The sequence below is a fragment of the Nocardia farcinica genome, from assembly GCF_001182745.1.
Classification (GTDB): Bacteria; Actinomycetota; Actinomycetes; order Mycobacteriales; family Mycobacteriaceae; genus Nocardia; species Nocardia farcinica.
The window spans coordinates 2270729-2294189 of the sequence record NZ_LN868939.1; the positions used below are offsets into that span (position 1 = coordinate 2270729).

General features: G+C 69.8%; 19 protein-coding genes, 1 pseudogene and 1 CRISPR repeat array. Of the genes and pseudogenes, 12 read left to right on the top strand and 8 right to left on the bottom strand.

Features of this window, described 5'->3' with window-relative positions; genetic code table 11:
• Positions 1-104: 104 nt before the first annotated feature.
• The 4 genes from AMO33_RS27220 (at position 105) to nrdE (ending at position 4082) form a co-directional block, all read left to right on the top strand.
• Positions 105-671 carry an NAD(P)H-dependent oxidoreductase gene (locus tag AMO33_RS27220; protein ID WP_060594770.1) on the top strand — a complete coding sequence of 189 codons (567 nt, stop codon included), beginning with the start codon at positions 105-107 and terminating at the stop codon, positions 669-671.
• Positions 672-1152: 481 nt separating this feature from the next.
• Positions 1153-1386, top strand: coding sequence for a redoxin NrdH (locus AMO33_RS27225; protein ID WP_011210843.1), 234 nt, complete (start codon positions 1153-1155; stop codon positions 1384-1386).
• Between the two features lie 45 nt (positions 1387-1431).
• Positions 1432-1935 (top strand): class Ib ribonucleoside-diphosphate reductase assembly flavoprotein NrdI, encoded by a 504-nt coding sequence (nrdI, locus tag AMO33_RS27230; RefSeq protein WP_041560332.1) that lies wholly within the window; start codon positions 1432-1434, stop codon positions 1933-1935.
• 65 nt (positions 1936-2000) lie between these two features.
• On the top strand, positions 2001-4082 hold the full coding sequence (nrdE, locus tag AMO33_RS27235) for a class 1b ribonucleoside-diphosphate reductase subunit alpha (protein WP_060594771.1): 2082 nt from the start codon (positions 2001-2003) through the stop codon (positions 4080-4082).
• 65 nt (positions 4083-4147) lie between these two features.
• Here nrdE and AMO33_RS27240 read toward each other — a convergent pair whose 3' ends face one another.
• The 4 genes and pseudogenes from AMO33_RS27240 to AMO33_RS27250 form a co-directional block, all read right to left on the bottom strand.
• Positions 4148-5131: an LLM class F420-dependent oxidoreductase gene (locus tag AMO33_RS27240; protein ID WP_060594772.1), complete on the bottom strand. Its 984-nt coding sequence runs from the start codon at positions 5129-5131 to the stop codon at positions 4148-4150.
• A 129-nt stretch (positions 5132-5260) separates the two neighbouring features.
• On the bottom strand, positions 5261-5875 hold the full coding sequence (locus AMO33_RS27245) for a dihydrofolate reductase family protein (RefSeq protein ID WP_060594773.1): 615 nt from the start codon (positions 5873-5875) through the stop codon (positions 5261-5263).
• Between the two features lie 42 nt (positions 5876-5917).
• A pseudogene (locus AMO33_RS30725) lies at positions 5918-6082 on the bottom strand (MerR family transcriptional regulator); the annotation flags it as partial.
• Positions 6066-6863: an alpha/beta fold hydrolase gene (locus AMO33_RS27250; protein WP_060595182.1), complete on the bottom strand. Its 798-nt coding sequence runs from the start codon at positions 6861-6863 to the stop codon at positions 6066-6068. The gene AMO33_RS27250 and the pseudogene AMO33_RS30725, both read right to left, overlap by 17 nt.
• 128 nt (positions 6864-6991) lie before the next feature.
• Between AMO33_RS27250 and AMO33_RS27255 the strand changes: the two genes are divergently transcribed.
• On the top strand, positions 6992-7207 hold the full coding sequence (locus AMO33_RS27255; protein ID WP_041560331.1) for a hypothetical protein: 216 nt from the start codon (positions 6992-6994) through the stop codon (positions 7205-7207).
• 290 nt (positions 7208-7497) lie between these two features.
• Positions 7498-8744: direct repeats of the CRISPR family, unit length 29 nt; unit sequence GTGCTCCCCGCGCATGCGGGGATGAGCCC.
• Between the two features lie 715 nt (positions 8745-9459).
• Positions 9460-10824, top strand: coding sequence for a magnesium transporter (mgtE, locus tag AMO33_RS27260; RefSeq protein ID WP_011210835.1), 1365 nt, complete (start codon positions 9460-9462; stop codon positions 10822-10824).
• 84 nt (positions 10825-10908) lie between these two features.
• Here the strand turns inward: mgtE and AMO33_RS27265 are convergent, their stop codons facing one another.
• The gene (locus AMO33_RS27265) at positions 10909-12717 is read right to left on the bottom strand and encodes a CocE/NonD family hydrolase (protein ID WP_060594774.1); all 1809 of its coding nucleotides are present in this window, start codon (positions 12715-12717) and stop codon (positions 10909-10911) included.
• Positions 12718-12896: 179 nt separating this feature from the next.
• Between AMO33_RS27265 and AMO33_RS27270 the strand changes: the two genes are divergently transcribed.
• Together AMO33_RS27270 and nrdF are read left to right on the top strand one after the other, a co-directional pair.
• Entirely contained in the window at positions 12897-14069 is a 1173-nt protein-coding gene (locus AMO33_RS27270; RefSeq protein ID WP_060594775.1) for an alpha/beta hydrolase family protein, read from the top strand.
• A 307-nt stretch (positions 14070-14376) separates the two neighbouring features.
• The gene (gene nrdF / locus AMO33_RS27275) at positions 14377-15339 is read left to right on the top strand and encodes a class 1b ribonucleoside-diphosphate reductase subunit beta (protein ID WP_060594776.1); all 963 of its coding nucleotides are present in this window, start codon (positions 14377-14379) and stop codon (positions 15337-15339) included.
• 51 nt (positions 15340-15390) lie between these two features.
• On the opposite strand, the gene AMO33_RS27280 is transcribed toward nrdF, so the two are convergent.
• The 3 genes from AMO33_RS27280 to AMO33_RS27290 form a co-directional block, all read right to left on the bottom strand.
• On the bottom strand, positions 15391-16281 hold the full coding sequence (locus tag AMO33_RS27280; protein ID WP_060594777.1) for a peptidase associated/transthyretin-like domain-containing protein: 891 nt from the start codon (positions 16279-16281) through the stop codon (positions 15391-15393).
• A gap of 110 nt (positions 16282-16391) precedes the next feature.
• Positions 16392-17459 (bottom strand): ABC transporter substrate-binding protein, encoded by a 1068-nt coding sequence (locus AMO33_RS27285; RefSeq protein WP_060594778.1) that lies wholly within the window; start codon positions 17457-17459, stop codon positions 16392-16394.
• A gap of 45 nt (positions 17460-17504) precedes the next feature.
• On the bottom strand, positions 17505-18302 hold the full coding sequence (locus AMO33_RS27290; protein ID WP_060594779.1) for a VOC family protein: 798 nt from the start codon (positions 18300-18302) through the stop codon (positions 17505-17507).
• Between the two features lie 271 nt (positions 18303-18573).
• Between AMO33_RS27290 and ctaD the strand changes: the two genes are divergently transcribed.
• The 4 genes from ctaD to AMO33_RS27310 all read left to right on the top strand — a co-directional run bounded on the left by ctaD (position 18574) and on the right by AMO33_RS27310 (position 23381).
• Positions 18574-20319 (top strand): aa3-type cytochrome oxidase subunit I, encoded by a 1746-nt coding sequence (ctaD, locus tag AMO33_RS27295; protein ID WP_011210828.1) that lies wholly within the window; start codon positions 18574-18576, stop codon positions 20317-20319.
• Positions 20320-20397: 78 nt separating this feature from the next.
• On the top strand, positions 20398-21618 hold the full coding sequence (gene serB / locus AMO33_RS27300; protein ID WP_041561272.1) for a phosphoserine phosphatase SerB: 1221 nt from the start codon (positions 20398-20400) through the stop codon (positions 21616-21618).
• A 104-nt stretch (positions 21619-21722) separates the two neighbouring features.
• A complete protein-coding gene (locus tag AMO33_RS27305; RefSeq protein WP_170916161.1) occupies positions 21723-22511 on the top strand; it encodes an aminoacyl-tRNA hydrolase in 789 nt (262 codons plus the stop codon).
• A 36-nt stretch (positions 22512-22547) separates the two neighbouring features.
• Positions 22548-23381: an ABC transporter ATP-binding protein gene (locus AMO33_RS27310; RefSeq protein ID WP_011210825.1), complete on the top strand. Its 834-nt coding sequence runs from the start codon at positions 22548-22550 to the stop codon at positions 23379-23381.
• Positions 23382-23461 lie beyond the last annotated feature (80 nt).

The following is a 23461-nucleotide window of genomic DNA, read 5'->3' on the forward strand; positions in this document are numbered from 1 at the left end:
GTGTGCACCCCTCCCGGGAATGTAATCGGACCGTGGTCCGGTTGAGTCGGTTGAGTCAGACGACCGCAACGGAAACCACCACCATCAGTACACCAGGAGTTGTGATGAGCCAGACCCGAATCCTCGCCCTCTCCGGCAGCCTGCGCAGCGCCTCCATCACGCGTCAGCTCGCCGAGGCGGCGGCGCAGACCGCGCCCGAGGGCGTCGAGGTCACCGTCTACGACGGCCTCGGTGAGATCCCCTTCTACAACGAGGACATCGACGTCGAGGGTGCGGTGCCCGCGCCCGCCCAGCGGTTGCGCGACGCGGTGGCCGACGCCGACGGCGTCCTGCTGGTCACTCCCGAGTACAACGGCACCCTGTCGGCCGTGCTGAAGAACGCCATCGACTGGATCTCGCGCCCCTACGGCGCCGGCGCGCTCAAGGGCAAGCCGGTCGCGGTGCTCAGCGCCTCCATCAGCCCCAACGCCGCCCGGTGGGCCCACGGCGACGCGGTGAAGGCCGTCGGCATCGCCGGTGGCACCGTCGTCGAGGCCGCGCACGCCCACTTCGGCACCATCGGCGAGCGGTTCGGCGCCGCCCATCCGCGCGAGGACGCCGAGGCGCTCACCGAACTCGGCGCCAGCGTGCACGAGCTGGCCGAGGCCGCGCGCAAGCTCGTCTCCGCCTGACCCGACCCGCCGGAACCGACCCGCCGGATCCACCACGCGCGACACGCAGGGGCCGCTCCCGTCCGGGAGCGGCCCCTGCCGCTGTTTCGCCGGTCTACCGGAGGGAATGCCGGGGTCGATGCGGCTGGTGTGACCAGCGTGGCGGGAGGGTTTGCTGGGAGGGCGCTGCGCGACGAAATTGTGATGTCGGCCACCGCCGTGTCGGGTTGCGAATCGCGTGTCCTGGGGCTTACGCCGCCGAAATTTCATCTTTGTTGTTCGCAACATGTCGTGTTGTAGAGAACTGTCGGCCACTAGGTGTAGTGTCTTCCCTGCTGGAACACGGGGTGAGGCCCCAGGCGCTCGGCGACACCGCAGGTGGTGTGAGCAGGGTCTTCTGCACCGGATCCAGGAGTTTGCGCAGCGTACGTCGATCAAGGCCGATCAAGGCACTGCACATGGATCACCGGCTGTGGATCAGGCATAGGAGAGAGGGACTGTCATGACCGTCACTGTGTACACCAAGCCCGCTTGCGTTCAGTGCAATGCCACCTACAAGGCGCTCGACAAGGCCGGGGTGGACTACGAGGTCGTCGACATCACCGAGAACCCCGAGGCGCGTGACTACGTCATGGCGCTGGGCTACCTGCAGGCGCCGGTCGTCGTCGCGGGCGAGGACCACTGGTCCGGCTTCCGCCCCGACCGCATCAAGGCACTGGCGACCGTCGCGGCCTGACCGGCCGCCGCGCTGCCGGTTCATCCGAGGAGAGGGCAGGTGGGCATGGCTGTGTCACCCGAGGGCGTCGCGTCGCGCGGCACCGAGGCGTTCGGCGACACCGCGCTCGTCTACTTCTCCAGCGCATCGGAGAACACGCACCGCTTCGTCGAGAAGCTGGGACTCCCGGCGACTCGCATACCGCTGCACACCGCCGACTCGCTGCGCGTCGGCGAACCCTACGTGCTGATCGTCCCCACCTACGGGGGCGGTCGGCACGTGCTCGGTGGGGCCAGGTCCGACAAGGAGTTCGTGCCGCGCCAGGTCGCCAAGTTCCTCAACGATCCGCACAACCGGTCGCTGCTGCGCGGCGTCATCGCGGCGGGCAACACGAACTTCGGCGACACCTATTGCTATGCGGGCGAGGTCATCTCGCGGAAATGCGGGGTGCCGTACCTGTACCGCTTCGAACTGATGGGAACCGCGCAGGACGTCGAGCGCGTCCGAGAGGGATTGGGATTGTTTTGGCAACAGCAACGACAGCGCCGGCCGGAAAGTCGGCCCGCCTAGAGCAGCCCGCGGCGCGTACCGCCGACACCGCGGGCGAGGTACTCGACTACCACGCTCTCAACGCGATGCTGAACCTGTACGGCCCCGACGGCAAGATCCAGTTCGACAAGGATCGCGAGGCGGCGCGCCAGTACTTCCTGCAGCACGTCAACCAGAACACGGTCTTCTTCCACAATCTCGACGAGAAGCTGGACTACCTGGTCGAGGAGAACTACTACGAGCCCGAGGTGCTCGACCGGTACAGCCGCGCGTTCGTCAAGAGCCTGTTCCAGCAGGCCTACGACAAGAAGTTCCGGTTCCCCACCTTCCTCGGCGCGTTCAAGTACTACACCTCGTACACGCTCAAGACCTTCGACGGCAAGCGCTACCTGGAGCGCTTCGAGGACCGCGTGTGCATGGTGGCGCTGACGCTGGCCGCCGGTGACGAGGAGCTGGCCCGCAAGCTCGTCGACGAGATCATCGACGGTCGCTTCCAGCCTGCCACGCCCACCTTCCTCAACTCGGGCAAGAAGCAGCGCGGCGAGCCGGTGTCGTGCTTCCTGCTGCGCATCGAGGACAACATGGAGTCCATCGGGCGCTCCATCAACTCCGCCCTGCAGCTGTCCAAGCGCGGCGGCGGTGTGGCACTGCTGCTGAGCAACATCCGCGAGCACGGCGCGCCGATCAAGAAGATCGAGAACCAGTCCTCCGGCGTCATCCCCATCATGAAGCTGCTCGAGGACTCCTTCTCCTACGCCAACCAGCTCGGCGCGCGGCAGGGCGCGGGCGCGGTGTACCTGCACGCGCACCACCCCGACATCTACCGCTTCCTGGACACCAAGCGGGAGAACGCCGACGAGAAGATCCGCATCAAGACCCTCTCGCTGGGCGTGGTGATCCCCGACATCACGTTCGAACTGGCGAAGAAGAACGAGGACATGTACCTGTTCTCGCCGTACGACGTGGAGCGGATCTACGGCAAGCCGTTCGCCGACATCGACGTCACCGAGAAGTACTACGAGATGGTCGACGACAAGCGCATCCGCAAGTCGAAGATCAAGGCGCGCGAGTTCTTCCAGACCATCGCCGAGCTGCAGTTCGAGTCGGGCTACCCGTACATCATGTTCGAGGACACGGTGAACCGGGCCAACCCGATCGCGGGCAAGATCACCCACTCCAACCTGTGCTCGGAGATCCTGCAGGTCTCCACGCCCTCGGAGTTCAACGACGATCTGTCCTACGCCAAGGTCGGCAAGGACATCTCCTGCAATCTGGGCTCGCTCAACATCGCCAAGGCGATGGACTCGCCGGATTTCGCGCAGACCATCGAGGTCGCGATCCGGGCGCTGACCGCGGTGTCGGACCAGACCCACATCACCTCGGTGCCCTCCATCGAGCAGGGCAACCAGCAGTCGCACGCCATCGGCCTCGGCCAGATGAACCTGCACGGCTACCTGGCCCGCGAGCGCATCCACTACGGCTCGGACGAGGGCATCGACTTCACCAACATGTACTTCTACACCGTGGTGTATCACGCGCTGCGGGCGTCGAACCGGCTCGCGATCGAGCGCGGCACCTACTTCGGCGGATTCCCCGAGTCCAAGTACGCCAGCGGCGAGTACTTCGACAAGTACACCGAGCAGGTGTGGGAGCCCAAGACCGAGCGGGTGCGGCAGCTGTTCGCCGACGCGGGTGTGCGCATCCCCACCCAGGACGACTGGCGTGAGCTGAAGGCCTCGGTGATGGAGCACGGCATCTACAACCAGAACCTGCAGGCCGTGCCGCCGACCGGCTCGATCTCCTACATCAACCACTCCACCAGTTCGATCCACCCGGTGGCGTCGAAGATCGAGATCCGCAAGGAAGGCAAGATCGGGCGCGTCTACTACCCGGCGCCCTACATGACCAACGACAACCTGGAGTACTACCAGGACGCCTACGAGATCGGCTACGAGAAGATCATCGACACCTACGCCGCGGCCACCCAGCACGTGGACCAGGGCCTGTCGCTGACGCTGTTCTTCAAGGACACCGCCACCACCCGCGACCTGAACAAGGCCCAGATCTACGCCTGGCGCAAGGGCATCAAGACCCTGTACTACATCCGCCTGCGGCAGATGGCGCTGGAGGGCACCGAAGTCGAGGGTTGCGTGAGCTGCATGCTCTGATCCGCGGTTCGCGCCGAACGGGCCCGGGAGCTTCCGTCGCGGAAGCTCCCGGGCCCGTGGCCGTTTCAGCGCAGGGCGGGGATCACCTCGCGTTCGAAGAGTTCGATGCCCGAGGTGTCGTAGGCGGATTCGGGGAAGTTGAGGATGGCGTAGCCCAGGCCGACCTTGCTCATGTTCTCGGCGACCTGCTCGGGGGTGCCGACGGCGAGGCTGGTGCCGAAGAGGCGATCGACCCATCCGTCGGCGACCTCGGCGGTGACCGCTCCGGTGAGGCGGGCGCGCAGGGCGGCGAGGCGGTCCGCCACCTCGGCCCGGTCGGCGCCGATGATCGCGTTGTAGTTGGCCGAGCGCACGATGGCGTCGAAATCGGTGCCGACCTCGGCGCAATGCCCGCGCAGGATCTCCGATTTGCGGGCGAATTCGTCGGGCTCACCGGCGAAGTTGGTGTAGTTCGCGTACTTCGCGGCGATCCGCAGCGTCTTCTGTTCGCCGCCGCCGGCGATCCACACCGGGATGCCGCCGTCCTGCAGCGGGAGCGGTCGCACGATCGCGCCGTCGACCTGATAGTGCTTGCCCGACAGGTGCACCTCGCCGGTGGTCCACGCCTGCCGGAAGATCTGCACGCCCTCGTCGAGCCGGGCCAGCCGCTCACCCGCGGACGGGAAGCCGTAGCCGTAGGCCCGCCACTCGTGCTCGTACCAGCCGCCGCCGATGCCCATCTCCACCCGGCCACCGGAGACGATGTCCACGGTGGCCGCCACCTTCGCCAGATAGACGGGGTTGCGGTAGCTCATCGCGGTACACATCTGTCCCAGCCGCACCCGCTCGGTGCTCGCCGCGAACGCCGACATCAGCGTCCACGCCTCGTGCGTGGCCTCCTGAGTCGGCTCCGGCACGGTGTGGAAGTGATCGTAGACCCAGATCGACTCCCACTCCGCGTGCTCGTCGGCCCGCCGGGCCAGCCCCCGCATCACGTCCCAGTGCCGTTCGACCTCGATCCCCACCAGATCCAGCCGCCATCCCTGCGGGACGAACAATCCGAAACGCACCCGAGTTCTCCTTGTCTCGACCAGTCGGCGGTCCACCCGCCGTCGTCACTCTCAACCGTCGGCATACCCCAGGCAATCCTTCCACGCGCGCCGGTTCGAAAGGGGGCGGCAGCTGGAGGCGGTGGCCGCTCAGCCGACGTCGTAGCGGAGGTGGGTGGCGGTCGAGGTCGGGGTGACGCTGCGTTGCCGCAGGGTGCGGGGTGGACCGTCGGTGAACAGCGGGGTTCCGGCGCCGAGCAGGACCGGGGCGAGGTGCAGGGACAGCACGTCCACCAGACCCGCGGCGAGCGCGGACCCGATGAGGGTGCCGCCGCCCATGAGCACGACGTCGAGGTCCTCGCCGCGTTCGGCCGAGGCCGCCGTCGCGCGGGCGCGCGCGGCGGCGACCGCGTCGGACAGGCCGGTGGTGACGAAGGTCCAGTCGAGGTGCGCCAGCCGCACCGAGGTCGGCGGTGCGCTGGTCACGACCACGAACGCGGGCGTGCCGACCTCGGCCGCGCCGTAGCCGACCTCGTCGTTCCAGCCGCCGGGCGCGTCCACCACGTCGAACAGGTTGCGGCCGAGGACGACGGCCCCGGAGCGGGCCGTCCCCTCGCTGAGCATGCGGCGGTCCTCGGGGTCGTCGGAGAACGCCCAGGTGTGTAGCGGCTCGCCGCCGGTACCGAGGCCGTTGTCCGGGCCTGGGTCGGGGCCGGTGACGAAGCCGTCGAGGGACATCGAGATGTCGGCGACGATACGAGTCATAACCGTTCAGACCGGATTCGCCGCGCGAACTCATCGGTGGCCGGCGAGGGTTCGGATCCTGATCAGCTCCACCACCGCGGCGGCCGGGTACCGCCGATACCCGGAGTGGTCCCGCTCGGGTTCGGCCAGCAAACCCTTGGCGTGGTAGTGGCGCACCGCGCGCACCGTGACTCCGGCGTGGGCGGCCAGCTCACCGATGGTCAGCATGGGACCGGTCTCCCGGCCCTCGGCGGCAGCGATGAATCTCGGCCCGGGTGTGCACCAGGTCGTGACCGGCCGTCAGCCACCGGGTGCGGATGTGCGGGTGTTCGCGGACCAGGCGCTCGATCCCGGCCCGCCAGTTCCGAATTCGCCGTCGGGCGCGGTCGTCGCCGTCGTCACCGGCCATCGCGGTCGACATGACCATCCGGACCGGGCACTCGATCCGCGCGAAGCGGGGCAGGATCGCCGCGCGCATCGCGTCGACCTCCCGATTGACGGCGAGGATGTCCGCGGCGGTGAGCAGTACCCGGTGCGGTGTGTCCGCGACGCTCGCGGTCCAGGCCGCCACGTCCTCGAACATCGCACGGAACTCGGGCAGGTCGTCGTCGGTGACGAACGGCTCGGGGACCGGATTCGCCCCGTCCAGCAACACCAGTTCGGCGGCGGCGCCGGGATGATCGGACGCATAGTGCACCACCAGGTCGGCCCCGAGCGAGTACCCGACGAGCACCGGCGCCACCGCCGAGCGGCCGCGCACCCGCGTGAGCACGGCGGTGACATCGGCCAGGAACCCGGCGACGGTGTACCGGTCGGCGGCACCGGAGACGCCGTGCCCGCGCAGGTCGAAGGAGTAGACCTCGTGGTCGCGCCGCAGCACGCCGATCAGCGCGGACAGCCCGGCCCGCGTGGTACACAGGCCCGGGCACAGGACCAGTGGTCGTCCGCGACCGGCGCGGACGACGGGGATGGTGGCGCCGTCGACCCGGACGGTGAACTCGTCGCTCATGCCGATCACGCTGCGAGGGTGACCCTGCGCCAGGGTCAAGCGCAGACAAGCCCGGGCACGCCCGAGATGTCCGTTCTCCGGGAGGTGGCGGCTTACCATTTCGCATACGGGGTCCAGTGGAGGTGGGTATGGCGCGGGTGACGATCGAGGTCGACGAGGCAGCGCTGGCAATGGTCGGCGCGCTGCTGGGCACCGCGGGCCGGACGGAGGAGACGGTGAACGCGGCGCTGCACGAGGTGCTCGCGCAGCGCAAGCGCATGGCCGTGCTCGAGCGGATGATGGTGCGGGCGGGGGAGCGGGTGGTGCCGGCCGATCCGTGGCGGAAAACGCCCGCTTGGCCGTAGCGGTCGACTGCGGCGAGGTGCTGAGTGCGTCCCGGGGGGTGCATGCGGTACACGTCCAGGGTCGCGAGAGCGGAAACGAGGCTACGAGCTTCAACGGGCTCGTTGTGGGGGCTGTTGGAGCTCGCGGGGCCTCCCTTCCGGTGTTGTAGGCGTAGGTTGTGGGAACCTGTGCGGAGGCTCACGCGGGACGACGGAGGTGTGATGTATCAGGAGGTGGATTGCGGCGCGTGAGTTGGGTGAAAGTGAATGAAAACTGGGGTGGTGGGCTGAGAACATGCAGGTCAGGAAGTGCGCTCCCCGCGCATGCGGGGATGAGCCCCCGCTCCCCCTATCCGGCTGGTAACCGGATTCGCGCTCCCCGCGCATGCGGGGATGAGCCTCCGAGCCCGACCAACCCCAGGTCAGAGGCACAGCGCTCCCCGCGCATGCGGGGATGAGCCCGCATGGACCCCGGCCACATGCGCGGCTTCATAGCGCTCCCCGCGCATGCGGGGATGAGCCCTAGGCGGTCACCGTGTTGCTGGGTTTGAATCGGCGCTCCCCGCGCATGCGGGGATGAGCCCCGAATTGGGTATCGAAATGGTTTGCCACGTCAGCGCTCCCCGCGCATGCGGGGATGAGCCCGCGGTCAGGCTGGTGTTGATCTCGCTGATCTGGCGCTCCCCGCGCATGCGGGGATGAGCCCGCCTGCCTAGGGAGTCCGCCGAACATGACAACGCGCTCCCCGCGCATGCGGGGATGAGCCCGCCAAACCCACCACCACCACCGCGGCGACGCGCTCCCCGCGCATGCGGGGATGAGCCCGCCGACTCCTTGGACTCGACGTAGTTCTTCAGATGCTCCCCGCGCATGCGGGGATGAGCCGCCGAGGTCGATTCCGCGGGCGTCGGCGTAGGCATGCTCCCCGCGCATGCGGGGATGAGCCCTGCTCGACACCGCTTCGCGTGAGGCACCAGGCATGCTCCCCGCGCATGCGGGGATGAGCCCTTCCGCTTCTGACGAGCCGAACGCCGCTCGGTATGCTCCCCGCGCATGCGGGGATGAGCCCCCTTCGACCGGTCGGGCGTCGTCCTCGAGGACATGCTCCCCGCGCATGCGGGGATGAGCCCGGGTTCACGGGCTGGGCGACCGGGAAGCGGTTATGCTCCCCGCGCATGCGGGGATGAGCCCACCGCGCCCCAGACGGACGCCCACACCCAGGAGTGCTCCCCGCGCATGCGGGGATGAGCCTCACCCGGTCACCGTCCGCCACTCGGTGACGTAGTGCTCCCCGCGCACGCGGGGATGAGCCCTCGCCAGCGTGCCCGCGAAGGTGGCCGATGCGGTGCTCCCCGCGCATGCGGGGATGAGCCCGACGTCGAGAAGGCGCAGGCCCAGGTCAACTTGTGCTCCCCGCGCATGCGGGGATGAGCCCGCGAACGGGCGCCGCCGTCGTCGGGGAAGAGGTGCTCCCCGCGCATGCGGGGATGAGCCCCCGGTACCGCCGCCGCCACCCCCCCGCCCCCGCCGTGCTCCCCGCGCACGCGGGGATGAGTCCGACGACAACAACCTATGGGTGCTGTGCGACAGGTGCTCCCGCACGGGGATAAGCCCGCGACTTGGTCGCGTTCGGGCTGGGCGAGGTCGTACCCCCGCGCACGCGGAGCCGCCTTCTTCGGTCGGGGCAGCAAGCAACCGCACCAGCCGCCCGCTGGGCTCCGGTCGAATCCGCCGGTCCCACCAGCGGCCCGCGTCCTCGACCCTCGGGTGCGCACCTGGTGTCCGAAAACGGCTGGGGTGGCCTGGATCACCTCGCCGGGGTCGTTGTGCGGTCGGTGGGGGCTCGCCGTGAAAGTTCCCGGCGAAAGAGGTATCCTGCCGGAGGACGCATTCGCGTTCGGTCAGAATTGTGTTCGAACACGTCGTGTTCGGGCATATTGGATTCGAGCACACGCTGTGTTCGAGCAATGTGAAGGTTCCCCGGAACGAAACGCGGGGACGAACGGCGCGCGCGATCGGCAGGATCGCCGCCTAGGACGAGGAGGTGGGTCGCATGCGCAGTGAACCTCCCAGTCGAAGGCCGCGCGGCGCCGCCCCTTCGCATTCCTAGACGTCGTTCGACGTTCTGCGTCGCCGGGGCAGGCGCCACGCGGTGTGAATCTCGCGCTCATTCACCCACGGTGAGCGGTGCCCCTGTGCTCGCGCGGGGCGCCCGCCGTGGTCACGCTCCGCTGCCGCCTTCGGGCGCCGACCACTCGAGCTGAGGACTCCCCATGTCGCAGATCGATCTCATCGAAGCACGCCCGGTTCCGGCCGAATCGCTGCCGGAATTCGTCGCCGACCACCGCGTCGATGCCGCACTGGACTGGCTGGACAACCATCCGCCGCACCTGATCGCCGACCAACTCGCCCGCATGGACGCCGTCCAGGCAGGCGTGGCGTTCCGGCTGCTGGACAAGGATCAGGCGCTGGCGGTGTTCGAGGAACTCGAACCGGTCGACCAGCAGCAGATCCTGCAGGGCTTGCGGGATCAGAGTTTCCGCGAGCTGGTGGAAGGGATGGCGCCCGACGACCGCGCCCGCATGCTGCGCGAGGCGCCGGCCAAGGTCGCCAAGAAGGTGCTGGCCGGGCTCAGCCCGCGGGAACGGCGGATGACGGCGAGTTTGCTGGGGTACCCGGAAGGTTCGGCCGGGCAGTACATGACTCCCGAGGTGGTCGCGCTGCCCAGCGATCTCACCGTCGCCGAGGCGCTGGCGACCGTGCGGGCCAAGGGCGCGCACGCCGAGACCGTGTACACGCTGCCGGTGGTCGACTCGGGCCGGCGGCTGACCGGCATCGTGGAGCTGCGGGAACTCGTGCTGGCCCGGCCGGAGACGATGGTGTCCGAACTCGTCGTCACCGAACCGGCGTTCGCGCGCGCCACCGACTCCGCCGAGAAGGCGGCGCGGTTGATGCGCGAGACCAACGACATCAACCTGCCGGTGGTGGACAGCGAGAACCGCCTGGTCGGCCTGCTCACCATCGACGACGCGGTCGAGGTGATCGAGGCCGCCGACAGTGAAGACGTTGCGCGGCAAGCGGGTTCGGCGCCGTGGGAGGGTCATTACATGGCCGCCGGGGTGTTCCAGCTGGCCCGTTATCGTGCGCTGTGGTTGATGCTGCTGCTGTTCGCGGCGACGTTGACGGTGAGCGTCACCGACTTCTTCCAGGCCACCCTGGAACAGGCCGCCCACCTGGCGCTGTTCATCCCGCTGCTGATCGGCGCGGGCGGCAACGCGGGCGCGCAGGCGGCGACGGCCTGTGTGCGCGCGCTGGCGGTGGGCGAGGTCCGGGTGTCTGATCTGTTCAAGGTGATCTGGCGGGAGTGCCGGGTCGGGTTGGTGCTGGGGTCACTGCTGGCCTCGGCAGGCCTGGCGATCGCGGCCCTGTTCGTCGGCCCGCGCATCGCCGTGGTCGTCGCGATCACGCTGGTGCTGATCTGCGGCTGGGCGGCCACCATCGGCGGCACCATGCCGCTGCTGGCCAAGAAGCTCCGCATCGACCCCGCCGTCGTCTCGGCCCCGATGGTGACCACCCTGGTCGACGCGACCGGCCTGGTCATCTACTTCACCACCGCCAAACTGGTACTGGGGATCTGAGGTCGGGGGAACATCGAAAGCGCCGCCGCCCTCACCTCGTTCGCCATCGCCTCGTTCGCCAACTCCGCGGTGCGGAGTGGCGGGTCAGGCCGGGGGACGCGGTCCCTCGCCGGGTGGGATCGGGGTGGTGTTGTCGCGGCAGGGTTGGCGCAGCGTCGTCGCGCACGACGGGAGCGCCGGTGCGTGCGGGTACGGCGTGTAGCCGAGGACGACGCTGGACGGGTGGGCGGCATCGAGCAGGACGGTGTTCACCGCCTCGGTGGTGATCCGGTCGAACTCCCAGAAACCGGTCTGTGCGGGGGCGTCGATGGTGATCCGGATGCTGGAGCCGGGCCGGAAGGTGTGCGCGAACTTGGGAAGTTCGACGCGGAGCAGGGCCGGTTCGCCCGGGGTGAGTGGCTCGGCGGCGCCGGGGCCGAAGTCGCCCCAGGGGCGCAGTTCGGTGGACAGTGCGGGGTCCAGTCGTCGTTCGGAGGCGCGCAGCCAACCGCGTTGGACGAACATCTCCTTGCCGTCGGGCCGCACCTCCGACAGGGTCACCTGCACGTCGGTGTCGGGCGCGGTCGAACTCAGCCACAGGTCGACCGAGCCCGCGCCGAGGAAGCTCAGCGCCTGCGGCAGCGCGGCCGTGGTGAAGGCGCGCCTGCCGTCCGGGGCGGTGTCCGGCGACCAGCCCTCGGCCGGCGGATCGTTCACCACGCTGCCCGAGACGGGATACCGGTATTCGGCACCGGGCGTGTCCGGGGCCGGGGGTGCCTGCGTGAGCGTGTCGTCCGGACCGAACCACAGGCGCAGCGGTGTGACCGGCACCGGCAGGCCGAATTCGGCGACCGCGGTCGGCGTGGTCGTCTGTTCCTCGCCCGAGCCGGCGACCTGCATCTCCTGGAGCACACGCACGCGGGGCTCGCGCTCGAACCCGTTGTCCTCGTCCTTGACGTAGCGGGCCAGGAAGCGGCGCATGAGTTCCCGGATGTCGGCGGAGGTCAGGTCGGTGTGGTGGTCGCCGTTGGAACTCACCGTCCACAGCAGGTCCGGGCGCACCGTCTCCTCGACGTAGCCCATCCGGGTGCCGACCTGTTCGTCCTGCCAGGACTGGGTGGCCAGCACCGGTACGTCGATGCGGTCGGTGCGCGACCGGGCGCTCTTGTCGACGTAGAAGCCCTCGTGCTCGGTGGTTTCGGTGATGCGGCGGCCGAAGTCGAACTCCGGGCGCTGCGCCTTGGCGATGTTGTCGGCCACAGTGGCCGCGCAGTCGGTGTCGCCGTCGAGTTCGGCGGCCCGCTGGGCCGCCGACCGCCAGATCTCCGGGAACTCGCCCCACCACGCGGTCGGGAACCCCGAGTTGCGGATGCCGCCCGGGTAGGCGACATCCCGATAGGGATCACCGACGTTCTTGCTCGGGGTGATGGCAGTGAGCCCGCGCGGCCGCTCGGCGGCGGTCCAGAGCTGGTTGTAGCCGGAGTAGGAGTAACCGATCATGCCGACCCGCCCGGTGGACCAGGGCTGCTGTGCCGCCCATTCCACGGCGAAGGCGCCCGCGGCCCCGATCTCCGCGCCGAACATGTGGTTGTCACCGGTGGAGCAGCCGGTACCGGGCACATTCAGCCCGACGACGGCGTAACCCTCACGCACCCAGGGCATGCCGATCGAGGGCTCGGTTCCCGCGCCGTAGCCGTCGTATTCCACCAGTACCGGGAACTGCCCGCTCGCCTCGGGGAGCACCACCGAGTACCGCATGCGTTCGCCCGTCGGCAGGGTGAGGTAGCCCCATTGCCGCACCGGCTCGTTCGAGGCCGGCGCCTCGGCCGTCGCGCAGGCCGTGGCGGCGACGGCGACCGCCGCCAGCACGGCCGCGACGCGGCGGCGGCGCGAAACCCGTGTCGCACTGTTCATACCGGTCACCGTGCCCGGTGCGGTGGCGCGCGCGCATCGTCCGGCGGGGCGATCTTTCCCGGAGTGGCGGTGCCCTCCCCATCGTTCTCGGGGATGACGCGCACCCTGAGAATCCGTGGGCGGCGAAGCCGACCGCAGGCCGATTCCGCGGCAGGACGTGCCCGCCTAGTGTCGGAACGATGATCGAACTGCGTCGCCTCGTCGCCGCCGCGCTGGCGGTGGCGGTCCTTCCGCTGGGAGCCGCCACCGCCGCCCCGGTGACCGCCGCACCGGTCGCGGTGGCCCCGGTGTCCGCGCCCGAACTGCCCATGCCGACCGGCGTTTTCGCGGTCGGCCGCGATACCTGGCATGTCGTGGACGACTCCCGCCGGGACCCCTGGGTGCCGAGCGAGCCCCGCGAACTGATGGTCGGCCTGTTCTATCCCGCACTACCGGGCGTCGGCGCCGTGGCGCCGTATGCCACGCCGGCCGAGGCGCGCCTGCTCGTCACCCGCGACGGCGCCCGGTCGAGTGACGCGGGGGAAGCGGTGCGCGCCACCGGAACCCACAGCGTCACCGGCGCCACACCGCAACCGGGTTCGTTCCCGCTCGTCGTGCTCTCCCCGGGCTTCGGGATGCCGCGCTACACCCTGACCTCGCTGGCCGAGGAGCTCGCCTCGCGCGGATACGTCGTGGCCGCGGTCGATCACGCGAACGAGGCGATGGGCGTCGAATTCCCGGACGGGCGGATGTCGACCTGCCGCGCCTGCGAAACACTGGAGGACCAGGGCGCTTTCGCCCTCCTCGTGGAGACGCGCGCCCGGGACGTGTCGGTGCTGCTGGACCGCCTCGCCGCCGCCGACGCGCCGTCGGTGGCCCGGTCGGTCGACTTCACCCGCATCGGGATGGCGGGCCATTCGATCGGCGGGGCGAGCGCCGCCGCGGCCATGACGCGCGACGGCCGGGTGCGTGCCGGGGTGAACATGGACGGGGCGTTCTTCAGCCTGCCGCCCGCCGACGATCAGGCCGGGCGCGCGTTCCTGTTGCTCGGCACCGACGACGAGGTGCACCGGCCCGGCGGTTCGGATCCGACGTGGACGCTGACCTGGCCCGCGCTGGGCATGTGGAAGCGCTGGGTGACCTTCGCCGGGGCCGACCACTACTCCTTCACCGACATCCCGGTGCTCGCGGAGCAACTGGACGGGAGCGAACTCGGATTGCCGCCCGGCGGCACGCTGTCCGGGCAGCGTGCCGTGGCGCTCACCCGCGCCTACGTCGGCGCGTTCTTCGATCAGCGGCTGCGCGGGATCCCGCAGCCGCTGCTGGACGGCCCAACCCCGGGGCGCCCCGAGGCGCGATTCCACATGCTCTGAGCAGCCCGCGGCCCGTCGGGATCGCGGTTCGGGCAGGTCGGCGAGCCGCCGAGCAAACCATCGGCGACCGATCCGCGGGGTCGGCTCGGACCCGGTGCGGCCCGCGGGATCGGGTGGCGCACAATAGGGGCCGCGCGTTGCCGGTCCGCGGCGGATCGACCGCCGGTGTCGCAACTGCGGGCAACACAACACCTTGTGTTGCGTGGAGTTGTCGGACACAACGAGTAGTGTCTGACTGGGTAGGTACTCGGTGACCGCGGGGTGTCCGGAGAACCGCAGTGTGTTCGGGAAAGGGTGTGGAGGCAGCATGAAACTGATCGATCGGGTGTCGGCCATCAACTGGAATCGGGTGCCCGACGAGAAGGACGCCGAGGTCTGGGATCGGCTGACCGGCAACTTCTGGCTGCCGGAGAAGGTGCCGGTGTCCAACGACATCCCCTCGTGGAACACGCTGACCCCGCACGAGCAGCAGCTGACCATGCGGGTCTTCACCGGCCTGACGCTGCTGGACACCATCCAGGGCACCGTCGGCGCGGTGAGCCTCATCCCGGACGCGCTGACGCCGCACGAGGAAGCGGTGCTCACCAACATCGCGTTCATGGAGTCGGTGCACGCCAAGAGCTACAGCTCGATCTTCTCCACGCTGTGTTCCACCAAGGAGATCGACGAGGCGTTCCGCTGGTCGGAGGAGAACCGGAATCTCCAGCGCAAGGCCGAGATCGTCCTCGACTATTACCAGGGCGACGACCCGCTCAAGCGCAAGGTGGCCTCCACCCTGCTGGAGAGCTTCCTGTTCTACTCCGGCTTCTACCTGCCGATGCACTGGTCCTCGCGGGCCAAACTCACCAACACCGCCGACATGATCCGGCTGATCATCCGCGACGAGGCGGTGCACGGCTACTACATCGGGTACAAGTACCAGCGCGGCCTGGAACAGGTGTCCGAGGCCGAGCGCGAGGAGCTGAAGAACTACACCTTCGAGCTGCTCTACGAGCTCTACGAGAACGAGGTCGAATACACCCAGGACCTCTACGACGAGGTCGGCCTCACCGAGGACGTCAAGACCTTCCTGCGCTACAACGCGAACAAGGCGCTGATGAACCTCGGGTACGAGGGCCTGTTCCCGGCCGACGAGACCAGGGTGAACCCGGCGATCCTGTCCGCGCTCTCGCCGAACGCCGACGAGAACCACGACTTCTTCTCCGGTTCCGGCTCCAGCTACGTCATCGGCAAGGCCGTCAACACCGAGGACGAGGACTGGGACTTCTGAGTCCGTAGGCACCGCCCCGCACCCCGCGGGACACGCGGGGTGCGGGGCGGGTCAGCGGCCGCGCGGCGGCGCGCCACCGGGCGCCATCGGGTTCCGCGGGGTGTTCTGCGCGCGCTCGGCGACGCCGATCGTCAGCGAGACCAGCATCCGGTCCGCCGGGCTGCCGGTGACGGTGGCCAGTTCGGCATCCCAGCCGTCACCGAAGACGTTGTCGGAGTCCAGCGACACCCGCGACAGGTTGGTCACGCTGCGGGCATAGCCGGAATCGTGCGCGAACACCTGCTCGCAGGACTGCTGTGGCAGCGCGATCTGCGAGGTCAGCCGGGCGTTCTCGCCCGAGAGCGCCGAAGCAGGCGAGTCGTAGACCTCGAAATGGATGTGCGGCCAGCGGCCGGAATAGCACGCCGGGAAGATCGAGGTGAACGTGACGGTGCCGGAATCGTCGGCCACCTGGACACCGCGCAGATAGTTCTCACCGGTGACGTTCGCGCCGTAGAGCGAGTACTCGCCGTCGCGATCGCAGTGCCACACGTACACGGCCATGCCGGTGCCCGCCGCGCCGCCGTTCGCGAGATCTCGCAGCGACAGCGACAGCGTCATCGGCACCCCCTCGGCCACGCCGGTCGCGCCGCCGAAACTGCGCGTGATGTCGGACCGGAGCACGCCCGACTGGACGAGGACGTTCGGCCCGTTGGTCCCGTCGCCCGGATAGGGGCCCGCGGTCTCCTGCGGCGCCGCCGCGACCGCGCCGGCCGAGGTGGATGTCGCGCCGCCCGTCGTCGTGCCGCCCGTCGTCGCGGTGATGTCGTCGGCGGACGCGCAGCCCGCCGCCACCGCCGCGGTGCCCGCCGCGCCCAGGAAGAACAACGCCCGCCGCCGCGACATCACCGCCATGTCGTAGCCGAGCCCGCGGTCGTGCTCGTGTCGATCGTCTCCGCCCATCCCTGCCTCCTTCAGCCGTGTCCGTGCCGACGGTAGGAAGCGCCGCTGCCATCCGGCTGGGGGACCGCTGGGAGATCGCTGGGAGCGGGTCGAAGCTGCCGCCGGGCCGCTCAGTCGGTGACGAATCCGTTGAGGGTGTTGCGGAGGTCGGTGAGCAGTGCGCGGGCCGCGGTGAGGCCGCCGCCGTGCCAGACGCTGTCCTCCACGGCGAAGACGCGATGGTCGGACACCGCGCCCAGGTCTTTCCACTCCCGGCCGCGCATCACCGACTCGCCGTACTCCTTGCCCTGCTCACCGGCCAGGATCACATAGATCAGGTCGCCTTCGACCTGCTCCTGGTACCGGCCGGCGGCCACGTCGAAGGAGGCGCCGCGCTGGGCGGCCGGGCGCTGCACCCCCGCGTCGGCGAGTACGCCGCCCGCGAAGCTGTCGGCACCCTGCACCCGCATGGTGTCGGCGGTGAACCGGACGACCGAGGCCTGGCTCTCGGTGGCCGCGATCGCGGTGCCCGTCTCGCGGGCTTCGTCACGGTAGCTCCGCAACGCCGCCGCCGCGGCCTGCTCGCGACCCAGTCCCGCCGCGAAGGCGGCGAATTCGGCCTGCCAGCCGGTGGGGGAACCGACCAGCACCGTGGGGGCGATGGCCCGCAACGCGTCGAAAGTAGCCGCGCCCGAGGGGGTTTCGCCGATGATCACATCCGGTCGCAGCCCGGCGATGGCGGCGAGATCCGGCTCGGCGGCACTGCCGACCACCGGAATCTCCAGCACGCCGGTGCCCAGATACTGCGGCTGCGGACGCGGCCCGTCCACCGCGACCGCGCCGACCACGCGCTCCCACAGGCCGAGCGCGCAGGTGGCGTCCAGGGCCGAGGTGGTGAGCACGACGATGCGCTGCGGGTCGGCGGGCACCTCCGACACGCCCGCCGCATGGGTCACCGAGCGGGTACCCGACGCCTGGTCGGGGGCGCTGGGCAGCGGGCAGGCGTGCGTGGTGTCGCGTTCCAGGCCGACCACGCCCGCACCGGCGATGTTGGTGGTGGTGCGCACGATCGAACTGGCGTCGTCGGCGCGATCACCGCATCCGGTGAGGGCGGCCGCGCACAGCGCCGCCACGGCCGCGACGGCGAATCGGGTGGCCACGGTGCGGTTTCGGGTGCGGACGAGGGCGCTCACCGGCATGCCGGAGAGGGTACAGGCGAGCGCCCCCTGGCGATGGTGCCGGGCTCAGGATCCGGGCACGTCCCCGCCGACGCAGAAGCGCGCACCGGTCGGATCGGCCAGCACCGCCATCCGCCCGTACGGGCTGTCCTCGGCCGGGTGCAGCACGCGTCCACCCAGGTCCACCGCCTTCGCCACGGTGGCGTCCACGTCCTCGGCGCCGAAGTACACCGTCCAGCCCGACATCCGCTGGGCCGGATCCACCACGGCGGCGTCCATGACGCCGCCGAGCATCGGACTCGTCGAGTGGATCGTGGTGTAGCGGAAGTCCGGCGCGCCGGGCATCTCGAAGGTGTCCGCCCAGCCGAACACGTCGCGGTAGAAGGCCAGCGCCTTCTCGTACTCGGTGGTGTGCAGCTCGAACCAGGACGGCGCGCCCGCGTGGTCGCGCCACCGCCCGCCCTCGACCATCGCGCTGGTCTCGATGCCCGGGAAGGTGCCCGCCTGCCATACGCCGACCCCGGCCCCACCGGGATCGCCGAGCACCACCATGGTGCCGAGATCGCCCACGTCGATGGCGGGCACGACGACCGTGCCGCCGTGCGTGGCGGCCGCCGCCGCGGTGGCGCGGGCATCGGCGGCGGACAGGTAGATCGTCCACTGGTCGGGGGCGTCGGCGTCGGCCTCGGTCTTGCCCATGCCGCCCGCGACGGCCTTGCCGTCCTTGCGGAAGGTGAGATAGCCGCCGAACTCCTCGGCGCGGTCGGCCGTCCAGCCGAACAGCCCGCCGTAGAAGGCGACGGCGCCCTCGGGATCGGAGGTGAACAGGTCGACCCAGACGGGATCGCCCGGCTTGGTGGTCATGATGGTCTCCTCGGGGGTCGGGAACAGTGGCCGTGTGCTGCTGTCACCCCTTCAGACGTGCGGCGTCGGTGGAATTCATCGGCCCGGCGGGAGGTTCGCGCGCGGGACCGCCGCCGGGAAATACGACGCAGAGTAGGACCACCTGCCGTGTGGCACGGGCGCACGGTTTACGATCTGTGGAGCGCAAGCGAACTGTCCGCTGTTCCGGTAACGGGATGTGTGCGAGCAGCGGAGCCTGCGGAGCGACCTAAAGGCACCTTCAGGAGGATCAGTGACTGCGGTAGAGCCCAGACCAGTCCCTCAGTTGGAAGCGACTCGACCGTATCCGGCACGGACCGGACCCAAGGGTTCTTTCCTCTACAAGATGGTCACCACGACCGACCCGAAGGTGCTCGGCACCATGTACCTGGTGACCGCCATGAGCTTCTTCATGATCGGCGGTCTGATGGCCCTGCTGATGCGTGGTGAGCTGGCGCGCCCGGGTCTGCAGTTCCTCTCGCCCGAGCAGTTCAACCAGCTGTTCACCATGCACGGCACGATCATGCTGCTGTTCTACGCGACCGCGATCGTGTTCGGCTTCGCCAACATCATCCTGCCGCTGCAGATCGGCGCCCCCGACGTCGCCTTCCCGCGCCTGAACGCCTTCAGCTACTGGCTCTACGCGTTCGGCGCCACCATGGCCACCGCGGGCTTCATCACCCCCGGCGGCGCGGCCGACTTCGGCTGGACCGCCTACGTGCCGCTGACCGACATCCTGCACTCGCCCGGTGTCGGCACCGACCTGTGGATCCTCGGCCTCGCCGTCTCCGGTCTGGGCACCATCCTGGGCGGCGTGAACATGCTGACCACCGTCGTCTGCTTGCGCGCCCCCGGCATGACCATGTTCCGGATGCCGATCTTCACCTGGAACATCGCCGTCACCAGCGTGCTGGTGCTGCTGGCCTTCCCGCTGCTCACCGCGGCCCTGTTCGGCCTGGCCTACGACCGCCACCTGGGCGGGCACATCTACGACCCGGCCACCGGCGGCATCCTGCTCTACCAGCACCTGTTCTGGTTCTTCGGCCACCCCGAGGTCTACATCATCGCGCTGCCGTTCTTCGGCATCGTCTCCGAGATCTTCCCGGTGTTCAGCCGCAAGCCGATCTTCGGCTACACCACCCTGGTGTACGCGACCCTGGGCATCGCCGCGCTGTCCATCGCCGTGTGGGCGCACCACATGTACGCCACCGGCGCGGTGCTGCTGCCGTACTTCTCGTTCATGACCTTCCTCATCGCGGTCCCGACCGGCGTGAAGTTCTTCAACTGGATCGGCACCATGTGGCGGGGTCAGCTGACCTTCGAATCGCCGATGCTGTGGTCGCTGGGCTTCCTGGTGACCTTCCTCTTCGGTGGTCTGTCCGGCGTCATCCTGGCCAGCCCGCCGCTGGACTTCCACGTCACCGACTCCTACTTCGTGGTCGCCCACTTCCACTACGTGCTCTTCGGCACCATCGTGTTCGCCACCTTCGCCGGCATCTACTTCTGGTTCCCGAAGATCACCGGCCGCATGGTGGACGAGCGCCTGGCCAAGTGGCACTTCTGGGCCACCTTCGTCGGCTTCCACACCACCTTCCTGGTGCAGCACTGGCTGGGTGCGGAGGGCATGCCGCGCCGCTACGCCGACTACCTGCCCTCGGACGGCTTCACCACGCTGAACACGATCTCCACGATCGGCGCGTTCGTGCTCGGCGCCTCGATGCTGCCGTTCATCTGGAACATCTTCAAGAGCTACCGCTACGGTGAGGTCGTCACCGTGGACGACCCGTGGGGTTACGGCAACTCGCTGGAGTGGGCCACCACCTGCCCGCCGCCGCGGCACAACTTCTACGAGCTGCCGCGCATCCGGTCCGAGCGTCCGGCCTTCGAGCTGCACTACCCGCACATGATCGAGCGCATGCGCGCCGAGGCGCACGTGGGCTGGGGCTCGGGCAAGCACGGGACCCCGCAGGACGACGACGCGTTGCTGGCGAAGAAGTAACGACGACGACTGTGCACCCGCTGGGCCCCAGCGGGTGCACACTCGTGTGACGAGCAGAAAGACTTGGAGCGCACCGACGTGGCCGACACCACCGTTCTCGTGACCGTCACCGGGCCGGACCGGCCGGGCGTGACGTCCGTGCTGCTCGCGGCCATGTCGCGGCACCAGGTGAGCCTGCTCGACGTGGAGCAGGTCGTCATTCGCGGCAGGCTCACCCTGGGCGTGCTGATCAGCTGTCCCAGCGACCCCGAGGCGTTGCAGGACGAGCTCGAGGAGGCGATGAACACCGTCGGCATGGCCGTCGAGGTGGAGGTGGGCGCGGCCATCGGCAGGCAGCCGATGTCCACGCACGCCGTCGTCATCCTCGGTGCGCCGGTCACCGCGCGGGCGTTCAGCGCCGTCTCGCGGCAGCTGGCCGCGCTGGGCGCCAACATCGACACCATCCGCGGTATCGCCGACTACCCGGTGACCGGTATGGAGCTGCTGGTCACCGCGATCGACACCGGCAGCGACACCGATTCGCGGCTGCGCACGGCGCTGGCCGAGGTGGCCGTGGCCGAGGAGGTCGACGTCGCGGTGGAGCGGGCGGGCCTGGCCCGGCGCGCCAAGCGGCTGATCGTGTTCGACGTCGACTCGACCCTGATCCAGGGCGAGGTGATCGAGATGCTGGCCGCGCACGCCGGGGTGGAGGAGCAGGTCCGGCAGGTCACCGAGGCCGCCATGCGCGGGGAGATCGACTTCGCCGAATCGCTGCGTCAGCGCGTGGCCACGCTCGCGGGCCTGGACGAGTCGGTCATCGACGAGGTGGCCGAGCGCATCGAGCTGACGCCGGGCGCGCGCACCACCATCCGCACCCTGCGCAGGCTCGGCTTCCGCTGCGGCGTGGTCTCCGGCGGGTTCCGCCAGGTGATCGAGCCGCTCGCGCACGACCTCGAACTGGATTTCGTGCAGGCCAACACCCTCGAGATCGTCGACGGCAAGCTCACCGGCCGGGTCGTCGGCGAGATCGTCGACCGCGCGGCCAAGGCGACCGCGCTGCGCAAGTTCGCCGCCGAGGCGGGCGTGCCCATGGAGCAGACGGTGGCGGTCGGCGACGGCGCCAACGACATCGACATGCTCAACGCGGCCGGGCTCGGGGTGGCGTTCAACGCCAAGCCCGCGTTGCGCGAGGTCGCCGATGCGGCGCTGTCGCACCCGTACCTGGACGCGGTGCTGTTCATCCTCGGCGTCACCCGGGACGAGGTGGAGGCGGCCGACGCGCGCGACGGCCTGCTGCGCCGGGTGCCGTTGATCGGCTGAGCGGGCCGCGGGCCGCCGCCGGGAATGCCCGGCGCCGCCCGCGCCTTGCACACGCCAGGCATCCGCACGCACCGGATGCACCGTGACGCCCGAAGGGGGAGCGCATGACCGACCCGGACAGCGGCGGCGACATCCGGTTCGTCGACGAAATCCCGGACACACCGGCGGCTTTCCGTGCCAGGCATGCCGTGTTGGCCCGCGGTTACGGCGGCGCCGACGATCCGGCGGACCCGGATCGCGTACAGGCCATGCAGATGGTGCTGCACCTGCCCAAGGTGGATCCACCCGCGCGCAGCGCCCTGCTCGCCGCCGCCGCGTCGGCGGTGGTGGCGCTGTGCCTCGACCCGCGGGTCGGCCACGGCGGGCCGTGGGAACAGCGGTTCCTGGCCTGGACCGGCGCGCGTATCCGCAAGGTGGCCCGGCGGGCGCGCGGCGCGCAGTGGCAGGCCGCGACCGAGGTCGACGGGGTGACCGTCGAGGTCGACGGCGCCGCGGCGCGGGCCTATGTGCCCGGCCCGGTCGGGGAGGTGGACCCGCGGATCAGGAAGCTGCAGATCGGCGGCACCGACCTCGCCCACGACGAGCCGGGCCCGCCCGACCCGGATCTGCCCGTGCTGTGGGTGAATTCGGCCCTGGGCATGTCGCTGGGCAAATCCGCGGCACAGGTGGGACACGCGAGCATGCTGCTGGCGGGCGCGATGAGCGCCGAGCACGCGTTGCGCTGGGCCGGAGCGGGTTTCCGCTGTTCGGTGCGCGAGGCCGACCCGGACCGCTGGCGTGCGCTGACCGCGCTGGTGGACGCCGGCGCGGCGATCGCCGTGCGGGACGCCGGATTCACCGAGATCGCGCCCGGTTCGCTGACCGTGATCGGGGTGCCCGCCGACACCTGGTGAGGGCCGGTCCGACACCGCCGCGGGATCTGAGCCAAGATGGAGCGCGTGCCGCAACCGGATCCCGATCTGCTCATCGACTTCACCGACGTGACCATCCGACGCTCGGGGCACACCCTCGTCGGCCCGGTCACCTGGCAGGTCGAGCTCGACGAACGCTGGGTCGTGCTCGGACCCAACGGCGCGGGCAAGACCTCCCTGCTCCGTATCGCCGCCGCCGAGACCCACCCCACCTCGGGCACGGCCAACCTGCTCGGCGAAACCCTCGGCCGGGTGGACGTCAGCGAACTGCGCCCGCGCATCGGCCTGTCCTCGGCCGCGCTGGCCGGGCGCGTGCCCCGCGACGAGAAGGTGCTCGATCTGGTGGTCTCCGCGGGCTACGCGGTGCTCGGCCGCTGGCGCGAGCGCTACGACGACATGGACACCGACCGGGCCGTGGACATGCTGGAAAGCCTCGGCGCCGAACACCTTTCCGACCGCACCTACGGCACCCTGTCCGAGGGTGAGCGCAAACGGGTGCTGATCGCCCGCGCGCTGATGACCGATCCCGAACTGCTGCTGCTCGACGAACCCGCCGCCGGGCTCGACCTGGGCGGGCGCGAGGAGCTCGTCGAGCGACTGGGCGACCTGGCCGCCGACCCGGACGCGCCCGCCATCGTGCTGGTGACCCATCACGTGGAGGAGATCCCGCCCGGGTTCACCCACGCCCTGCTGCTCAACGAGGGCGAGGTGGTGGCCCAGGGCCTGCTCGACGACGTGTTGACCTCCGAGAACCTCAGCGAGGCATTCCGCCAGGCCATCGCCCTCGACCGGATCGAAGGCCGCTGGTTCGCGCGGCGGGCGCGCCGGGCGGGCAGGCACCGCTCGCGCTGACGCCACAGTGACGCGGGTTATGGTGCTGGGGTGAGTGAGACCAATTCGGCGGGCGCCCCGGCGTCGCAGGCGCCCCAGCC

What these genes read in the sequence shown, in the direction of transcription:
- AMO33_RS27220 (WP_060594770.1), top strand. Translation starts at nt 105, where the DNA reads ATGAGCCAGACCCGAATCCTCGCCCTCTCCGGCAGCCTGCGCAGCGCC.
- AMO33_RS27225 (WP_011210843.1), top strand. Translation starts at nt 1,153, where the DNA reads ATGACCGTCACTGTGTACACCAAGCCCGCTTGCGTTCAGTGCAATGCC.
- nrdI (WP_041560332.1), top strand. Translation starts at nt 1,432, where the DNA reads ATGGCTGTGTCACCCGAGGGCGTCGCGTCGCGCGGCACCGAGGCGTTC.
- nrdE (WP_060594771.1), top strand. Translation starts at nt 2,001, where the DNA reads ATGCTGAACCTGTACGGCCCCGACGGCAAGATCCAGTTCGACAAGGAT.
- AMO33_RS27245 (WP_060594773.1), bottom strand. Translation starts at nt 5,875, where the DNA reads ATGACTCGTATCGTCGCCGACATCTCGATGTCCCTCGACGGCTTCGTC.
- AMO33_RS27250 (WP_060595182.1), bottom strand. Translation starts at nt 6,863, where the DNA reads ATGAGCGACGAGTTCACCGTCCGGGTCGACGGCGCCACCATCCCCGTC.
- AMO33_RS27255 (WP_041560331.1), top strand. Translation starts at nt 6,992, where the DNA reads ATGGCGCGGGTGACGATCGAGGTCGACGAGGCAGCGCTGGCAATGGTC.
- mgtE (WP_011210835.1), top strand. Translation starts at nt 9,460, where the DNA reads ATGTCGCAGATCGATCTCATCGAAGCACGCCCGGTTCCGGCCGAATCG.
- AMO33_RS27265 (WP_060594774.1), bottom strand. Translation starts at nt 12,717, where the DNA reads ATGAACAGTGCGACACGGGTTTCGCGCCGCCGCCGCGTCGCGGCCGTG.
- AMO33_RS27270 (WP_060594775.1), top strand. Translation starts at nt 12,897, where the DNA reads ATGATCGAACTGCGTCGCCTCGTCGCCGCCGCGCTGGCGGTGGCGGTC.
- nrdF (WP_060594776.1), top strand. Translation starts at nt 14,377, where the DNA reads ATGAAACTGATCGATCGGGTGTCGGCCATCAACTGGAATCGGGTGCCC.
- AMO33_RS27280 (WP_060594777.1), bottom strand. Translation starts at nt 16,281, where the DNA reads ATGGGCGGAGACGATCGACACGAGCACGACCGCGGGCTCGGCTACGAC.
- AMO33_RS27285 (WP_060594778.1), bottom strand. Translation starts at nt 17,459, where the DNA reads ATGCCGGTGAGCGCCCTCGTCCGCACCCGAAACCGCACCGTGGCCACC.
- AMO33_RS27290 (WP_060594779.1), bottom strand. Translation starts at nt 18,302, where the DNA reads ATGACCACCAAGCCGGGCGATCCCGTCTGGGTCGACCTGTTCACCTCC.
- AMO33_RS27305 (WP_170916161.1), top strand. Translation starts at nt 21,723, where the DNA reads ATGACCGACCCGGACAGCGGCGGCGACATCCGGTTCGTCGACGAAATC.
- AMO33_RS27310 (WP_011210825.1), top strand. Translation starts at nt 22,548, where the DNA reads ATGGAGCGCGTGCCGCAACCGGATCCCGATCTGCTCATCGACTTCACC.